7 protein-coding genes are annotated in these 7,502 nt (G+C 50.3%); 4 read left to right on the top strand and 3 right to left on the bottom strand.

Annotation, left to right across the window (positions count from 1 at the left end):
* Nucleotides 1-93: 93 nt before the first annotated feature.
* From KQJ18_RS19590 to rbn, 3 genes are all read right to left on the bottom strand, one after another.
* Nucleotides 94-1,530 carry a hypothetical protein gene (locus tag KQJ18_RS19590; protein WP_216422546.1) on the bottom strand — a complete coding sequence of 479 codons (1,437 nt, stop codon included), beginning with the start codon at nt 1,528-1,530 and terminating at the stop codon, nt 94-96.
* 201 nt (nt 1,531-1,731) lie between these two features.
* Entirely contained in the window at nt 1,732-2,736 is a 1,005-nt protein-coding gene (locus KQJ18_RS19585) for a chemotaxis protein (RefSeq protein ID WP_038642291.1), read from the bottom strand.
* Between the two features lie 64 nt (nt 2,737-2,800).
* Nucleotides 2,801-3,718, bottom strand: a complete 918-nt coding sequence (rbn, locus tag KQJ18_RS19580; RefSeq protein WP_216422545.1) for a ribonuclease BN — start codon at nt 3,716-3,718, stop codon at nt 2,801-2,803.
* Nucleotides 3,719-3,785: 67 nt separating this feature from the next.
* On the opposite strand from rbn, the gene KQJ18_RS19575 reads away from it, so the two are divergent.
* The 4 genes from KQJ18_RS19575 to menD form a co-directional block, all read left to right on the top strand.
* Nucleotides 3,786-4,247, top strand: coding sequence for a GNAT family N-acetyltransferase (locus tag KQJ18_RS19575; protein ID WP_038642287.1), 462 nt, complete (start codon nt 3,786-3,788; stop codon nt 4,245-4,247).
* A gap of 63 nt (nt 4,248-4,310) precedes the next feature.
* Nucleotides 4,311-4,616, top strand: a complete 306-nt coding sequence (gene elaB / locus KQJ18_RS19570; protein ID WP_006683669.1) for a stress response protein ElaB — start codon at nt 4,311-4,313, stop codon at nt 4,614-4,616.
* 104 nt (nt 4,617-4,720) lie between these two features.
* A complete protein-coding gene (gene menF, locus KQJ18_RS19565) occupies nt 4,721-6,019 on the top strand; it encodes an isochorismate synthase MenF (protein ID WP_216422543.1) in 1,299 nt (432 codons plus the stop codon).
* 87 nt (nt 6,020-6,106) lie between these two features.
* On the top strand, nt 6,107-7,502 hold a 1,396-nt coding region (gene menD, locus KQJ18_RS19560), incomplete at its 3' end, for a 2-succinyl-5-enolpyruvyl-6-hydroxy-3-cyclohexene-1-carboxylic-acid synthase (protein WP_216422542.1).

Genomic DNA, 7,502 nt, shown 5'->3' with positions numbered 1-7,502 from the left:
GATCAGCATTGTGCAGTTAGCGGCACCGCTGATGTAATACATCATGCTGTAAACAAAAAAGAGTCTGGGCAATGTCCAGACTCTTTTTTTTATCTATATTGTGATGCCATAGGCCTGAAGTTTCTGTATAAATTTAATCGCACCCTTAAAGTTTAAGTGGTCGCCATCCTGAAAGTCGTGACGAGTAAAGTCCGGGTCACCACTCATATCGATAAGTACAATATTTTCCTTATTTAATGTGATTTGTTGGTAAAATGAAAAAGCCTCATTGACCATTTCTTTATTAATGTTTTCTATATATTTCTGTGGCTGAGGGGGAAATACTATATACATAGCGTATTTATTCTTCTCAGCATTGTGGACCATTTTCTCAATATTACGAGAATTCGAACTCAATGATTCCTTATGACGAAAAAGTTTGGAATGATTGCTGCCGCGCTGTATGCTGAGTTTATCCATTTCTTCTTCGCACATTGAACTTTCATTTCTTTGCTCATCAATTGCCATATGAAAGTCAAAGTTGAGATATTTATAGTTAACAATGTCTGTTATTGCGGCTATCAACTTTGCTTCAGATATAAATAAACTTAACAGGTTTTTTTCAATGCTACTGCTAATTGACGCTGGTTGGTATATCTCATCATGATTGCTGGTGAAAATTTCTTCATCATATTGAATGTATGGGATATTATTTTTTTTGGCGAAAAATTTAAGCTCCTTAAATACACCACTGTTAAAGCTGCCTTTACTTCTGGCCAATTCATGGTGTAAATCAAAAAAACTCGTGATATGAATATGTTTTTTTAACTTGCCACTCTGAGACAGATGTTCAGTGATAGCCAGGGCAAAGGCAGTATCACCACTTTTAACGGACATATTGGCTGTACAGGTAGTCAATTGCGTTGGTACACCCCACCAGGCATATGACGACCCGGTAACGACATTATCAATAATCTGTGTATTATATTTTTTGTATTCATGTTCCAGATACATGGCATATTTTTTGTTAGTCCCACAAGTCACACGTAGAGGACTATAGTAGATGTAAGAGAAGACATTCGCGCAGTCGAATTTTCTTCTTAAAATATGGCTTCCTTCATCATCATAGATGAGAATTTTAGTTGCATTATCGGGTGACGGATGATTGATGGCCTGGATACAGTGTTCAACGTCTGCGGTGATGTCCAGATGTACAAGTTGTGACTGAAAACAATCCGCGATAATGGTACTAAAACTGAGATAATGACTATGGGTGCCATAAAAGAAAATCTTATATTGCGCGGAGCGCAGGAGCGTCATCCAGTATTCTGAAATTATAGGAAGAATAATGTCTACGTCTTTTTCAGTGATATCTCTTGTCGTGAGCGGTATGAGGTTATTGATTAAGGTGACAGATTGTTCATTCTCCTCTATATGTTGCTGGCCTGCGATTAAAGTATTCTTGATATTGTCGATGTCTAAATTAAGTTTGTATTTGGCCAGAGATTTTGCATGTTTTTGGAGATCTTTTATGAAACGGTGTTTATCCACGTCACTGCCTGCTTAGAAATGTGAAAATCATGTAGGATAATTGTTGAGGCTATTTTTTGACTCAACGGCTGATATCTAAAAGCGGCAATTTTTAATGATAATTAAAGGGAGGGTATGGTAAGGAGATTATTTTTGTGGGGGAACGACTCCCTTACTCGTTGGAGAACCGCAGAGTAAGGGGGGGGGGGGGCTGGTTGGGCGTCAGGCCGAAAGCTGACGGCTCACCAGTGGACCGCTAATGTCTTTCGCTGCGCGCTCCATGACTTCCTGAATCACAGAAGAGAGCTCATTGACCTCAAATTTTGCCACATAACCATCAGCTTTAACCCGGCGAACGTGATCTTCATTGGCGCTACCGGAAAGCGAGGAGTGGATAACGACCGGGATTTTCTTCAGGCGTTCGTCGGTCTTGATCTTCCGGGTAAGCGTAAAACCGTCCATCTCCGGCATTTCCAGGTCGGTGAGCACCAGGGCTATCTTCTCAGTGATTGGCTTGCCTTCCGCCTGCGCTTCTGCGGAAAGCTGCTGGATTTTTTCCCACGCATCCTTACCTGTCACATGCATCTGATGCGGGATTTCCATGGCGTTAAGCCCTTTCTCCAGCATCGCGCGCGCGACTTTCGAATCTTCTGCCACAATCGCCACCGCACCCGGCGTGATGTTGAATTTACTGGTTTTCAGGTCTGTCGCGCGTAAATCGTGATTGGACGGTACGATGTCGTAAAGAATTTGTTCAACATCGAGTACCAGCGCCAGGTTGTTGGTCTCTTTGTCGTCATCCAGGCAGGCGATACTGGTGATGTAGCGACCGTTGACGGCTTTCTCGGCGGTATGTACCTGTTGCCAGTCCAGACGCATAATGTTTTCCACTGACTCCACCGCAAACGCCTGTACGCTGCGGGCGTATTCCGTAATGAGCAGGATGTTGAGCCCGGTCTCTGGTTTACAGCCCGCCACCGCCGGCAGGTCAATCACTGGGATCACTTGATCGCGAATGTTCACCATACCTAACAGTGGAGCTTTCATTCCCGCCGGACGCGTAAACGTCGGCATCGGCACGATTTCACGCAGTTTGAATACGTTGATGCCAAACAGCTCTGATTTCTGCTCCTCGATGGATTTGCCGAGGCGAAACAGCAGCAGTTCAAAACGGTTAGACAGGGTTAGATTGGTCCTGTCATCAATATCTTTCTGGAAATTGTTCATCCTGTCCTCAGTGTGAAAGCCAGCCTTTTCTCTGTTATCGGCACTGAGGCGAAAAAATAGAGCGTTAAACGGTGAAAATGGCGAAATCGTGAGCCAGTTCTGTTGCCGGGAATAGCGTTCTGCACTCTTCGAGTAATCGCTGACAGCCTTTTTCATCGTAGCGTGAGCTAACGTGGGTCATGATCAAGCGTCCGACACCCGCTTTTAGCGCCAGTTGCGCGGCTTGTCGGGTTGAACTGTGTCCACGGCTATTGGCCTTCTCCTCCATTGACGCGTCCAGTGTAGTTTCATGCACCATCACATCCACGCCATTTGCCAGTTCGAAGGCACTTGCGCAAGGGCCTGTATCGCCGAAAATCGCCACGGATTTTCCCCTGGTGGCCGGGGCAAGAAAGTCGGCCCCGTTAATTACGCGACCATCTTCCATGACGATGGTTTTCCCGGCTTTCAGCTCCTGGAACCACGGACCGGATTTAACACCAGCCGCCTTCAGCGCACTGGCGTTTAGCGCACCTGGTTTGTCGTGTTCTTCAATGCGAAAACCATAGCATTCCAGCGGATGTTCCAGTGGATATGCCGTTACCTTACGCAGGCCGTCATCGATGATTTCACCCGCGGTGATTTCCACAATATCCAGAGGATAGTCAGTCCATGAACCGCTCAGACGCAAAGCGGTTTCGGTAAATTCCCGTAATCCTTTTGGGCCGTAAAGCGTCAGTGGCTTGACGTTCCCGGCCATCGAACGACTACACAGCAATCCAGGTAAACCAAACAGGTGGTCGCCATGCAGGTGGCTGATAAAGATACGGTCGAGTTTTCCCGGATTGAACGGTGTGGCGAGCATTTGATGCTGTGTTCCTTCGCCACAATCGAAAAGCCACAGCCCCGGCTGAGTCGGGTGTTGCAGATTCAGTAAAATTGCCGTTACATTGCGTGAGCGGGTAGGAACTCCCGCTGACGTGCCTAAAAATAGTAATTCCATCTTTGCGTTACACTTTTCGCCATCGCTAAGGCAGGGTGTTCAGGTTATCACAACAAAGGGGCAGACAATGATTCACTGGCAAGATCTCCACCATGCAAAGCTGAGTACACAAGAACTGTATGCCATTCTTCAGCTTCGCTGCGCGGTATTTGTTGTTGAACAACAGTGTCCATATCAGGATGTAGATGGCGACGATCTGGTTGGCGAAAATCGGCACATTCTGGGCTGGCACAATGATGAGCTGGTGGCGTATGCGAGGATTCTGAAAAGCGATGACGATCTGGAGCCGGTGGTCATTGGCCGGGTGATAGTCAGCGAAGCGCTACGCGGCGCAAAACTGGGGCAACAGTTGATGACCCAGACGCTGGCGTCATGTGCGCAACACTGGCCGCACAAGGCGCTGTATCTGGGCGCGCAGGCGCATCTGCAACCGTTTTATGCGCGCTTTGGTTTTATGCCGGTGACGGATATTTATGACGAAGACGGGATTCCACACATCGGAATGGCGCGAGAGGCACATCAGGCTTAAACAGGCGCAAACGGTCCAGGTTGTCTATAGTTAGCGGATACGTCAATAGAAAGGGAGAATACAATGTCTTTTCAATCTTATGAATCACGTATCGATGATGATCTGGAACTCTTGAGCGAAACGCTGGAAGAGGTGTTGCGTTCTTCCGGCGATCCGGCCGATCAAAAATATCTTGAGTTAAAAGCGCGGGCGGAGCGGGCGTTAGAAGAGGTGAGAAATCGCGTCAGCCATGCTTCTGACAATTATTATTTCCGCGCGAAAAAGGCCGTTTGCCGGGCGGATGACTATGTGCATGAAAAACCCTGGCGCGGAATTGGCGTTGGCGCCACGGTCGGTTTAGTGATGGGATTATTGTTAGCGCGGCGATAAATTCCGCTCCGTCATCGCATTTGTTCGTACTCCCTAACTCGGGGTACTGCTTTTTCTGTTCAGTACCCCGTATAATGAGAGGTTTTTAACAGGGAGAGGTCCGCGTGCAATCAATCACTACTGCGCTGGAAGGTCTGATGCGTCATTTGTCGCAAGAGATACCGGCAGCACCTGGAATTCGTATTTACGACATACCTTTCCCTCTGAACGATGCGTTTGACGCTTTAGGATGGCTGGCCAGTCAACCCGTCTGGCCCCAGTTTTACTGGCAGCAGCGTAACGGCGACGAAGAAGCTGCTGTGCTGGGGGCTGTCGCCACGTTTTCCTCGCTGGCATCCGCTCAGCAGTTTTTACGTCAGCATGACAATCAACCTGACCTGCGTATCTGGGGCCTCAATGCGTTCGAGCCCCGGCACGGCAATTTGTTGTTACCGCGACTGGAATGGCGACGCTGTGCCGGAGTGGCGAGCTTACGGTTACACCTTTACAGTGATGTTTCGCTGCGTGAAGACGCCGCACGCGCGGTTGAATTTATTTCCACGCTGGCCAATGTTAAACCATTGCCCGCGCTGCGTTTGAGTTTGACGGGAGAACAGCACTGGCCTGATAAAGCCGGTTGGATAGATCTGATAAAGCTTGCCACGCACACCATTAATGGGGAAGAACTCGACAAAGTTGTGCTGGCGCGAGCGACAGATTTACAGTTTTCACAGTCGGTGAATGCCGCTGCGGTGATGGCTTCCAGCCGTCGCCTGAACCTTAACTGCTACCATTTCTTTATGGCATTCTCTGACGACTCCGCTTTTCTTGGCTCTTCCCCTGAACGTTTGTATCGGCGGCGCGACACGGCGCTGCGCACCGAAGCGCTGGCCGGAACCGTTGCCAATCACGCCGAGGATCATCGCGCCTGGCAGTTAGGCGACTGGTTGATGAAAGATGATAAAAACCAGCGCGAGAATATGCTGGTGGTCGAGGATATTTGCCAGCGGCTGCAAGGCTGTACGCAAGCCCTTGATGTGCTCCCCCCGCAGGTGCTCAGATTGCGCAAGGTGCAGCATCTACGCCGTTGTATCTGGACGGAACTGAATCAGGCCGACGATACGCTCTGCCTGATGCAACTCCAGCCTACGGCGGCAGTTGCAGGCATTCCGCGTGAGCTGGCGCGCGAATTCATCCGGCAAAATGAACCCTTTGAGCGCGAGTGGTATGCCGGTTCTGCGGGTTATCTTTCTCTGCGCCAAAGTGAATTCTGCGTGTCATTACGTTCGGCGAAAATTAACGCCAACGTGGTCCGCCTGTATGCCGGCGCGGGGATCGTGCGTGGTTCAGATCCTGAGCAAGAATGGCAAGAAATAGACAATAAAGCGGCAGGGTTACGTACCTTATTACAGATGGAAGGATAGTGATTTCGTGTATATTTCCGATTCATATCAAAAATCCATTTATTCGATTCTCTATACTGTGTCGCAATATTGATACCGGACAATCTCATGTCAGTAAGCGCATTTAACCGACGCTGGGCGGCGGTCATACTGGAAGCACTCACTCGCCACGGCGTCAGGCATATCTGCATTGCCCCTGGCTCTCGTTCTACACCGTTGACGCTGGCAGCAGCGGAAAATCCTGCTTTTATCCACCATACCCATTTTGATGAGCGTGGTCTTGGGCATCTGGCTTTAGGTCTGGCAAAAGTGAGTCGCCAGCCAGTCGCCGTGATTGTCACGTCCGGTACGGCGGTGGCGAACCTGTATCCCGCATTGATTGAAGCGGGCCTGACCGGTGAAAAACTGATTTTACTCACGGCTGACCGACCGCCAGAACTTATCGACTGTGGCGCTAATCAGGCGATTCGTCAGGCCGGCATGTTTGCTTCTCATCCGTCGCAAACGCTCTCTTTACCGCGCCCGACGCAGGACATTCCGGCGAGCTGGCTGGTGTCCACCATTGATAATGCCCTGGCCGCGCTGCATAGCGGGGCGGTTCATATTAATTGCCCCTTTGCGGAACCGCTGTATGGCGACATGGACGAAACGGGGATTGCCTGGCAGCAACGCCTCGGCGACTGGTGGCAGGACGACAAGCCCTGGCTACGTGAAGCGCGTCGGCTGGAAAGCGACAAACAACGTGACTGGTTTTTCTGGCGACAAAAGCGCGGCGTAGTCATCGCGGGTCGTATGAGTGCGGAAGAGGGCAAGAAAGTTGCGCAATGGGCGCAGATGCTCGGTTGGCCGCTGATTGGCGATGTCTTGTCGCAAACCGGACAACCCCTGCCATGTGCTGACCTGTGGTTGGGGAATGCGAAGGCGGTGACTGAGTTACAGCAGGCGCAGATAGTGGTGCAGCTTGGCAGTAGCCTGACCGGAAAACGACTCCTGCAATGGCAGGCCAGCTGCGATCCGCAGGAATACTGGATTGTCGATAATATCGAAGGTCGCCTCGATCCGGCGCATCATCGTGGGCGCAGGCTGGTGGCGAAGGTGGGTGACTGGCTGGATCTACACCCGGCGGAAAAACGCCAACCCTGGTGCGTGGAAATCCCGCGCCTGGCGCAACTGGCATGGCAGGCGGTGGAAGCCCGTCGCGACGTGTTTGGTGAAGCGCAATTAGCCCATCGTATTCACGAGTATCTGCCCGAACAAGGGCAACTGTTCGTGGGTAACAGTCTGGTCGTGCGCCTGATTGATGCGCTGTCGCAGCTTCCGGCTGGTTTTCCAGTTTATAGCAACCGCGGCGCGAGCGGCATTGACGGTCTGCTGTCAACGGCGGCGGGCGTACAGCGCGCCAGCGCAAAATCAACGTTGGCTATCGTCGGTGATTTATCTGCACTGTATGACCTCAATGCGCTGGCGTTATTGCGTCAGGTTTCCGCGCCGTTTGTCCTGATAG

It is taken from the genome of Citrobacter sp. S55_ASV_140, assembly GCF_018919505.1.
Taxonomy (GTDB): Bacteria; Pseudomonadota; Gammaproteobacteria; order Enterobacterales; family Enterobacteriaceae; genus Citrobacter; species Citrobacter werkmanii.
This window is presented reverse-complemented; position numbering and strand designations above follow the sequence as displayed.

Coding starts and splice junctions, on each gene's coding strand:
- KQJ18_RS19585 (WP_038642291.1), bottom strand. CDS start 2,736: ATGAACAATTTCCAGAAAGATATTGATGACAGGACCAATCTAACCCTG.
- rbn (WP_216422545.1), bottom strand. CDS start 3,718: ATGGAATTACTATTTTTAGGCACGTCAGCGGGAGTTCCTACCCGCTCA.
- KQJ18_RS19575 (WP_038642287.1), top strand. CDS start 3,786: ATGATTCACTGGCAAGATCTCCACCATGCAAAGCTGAGTACACAAGAA.
- elaB (WP_006683669.1), top strand. CDS start 4,311: ATGTCTTTTCAATCTTATGAATCACGTATCGATGATGATCTGGAACTC.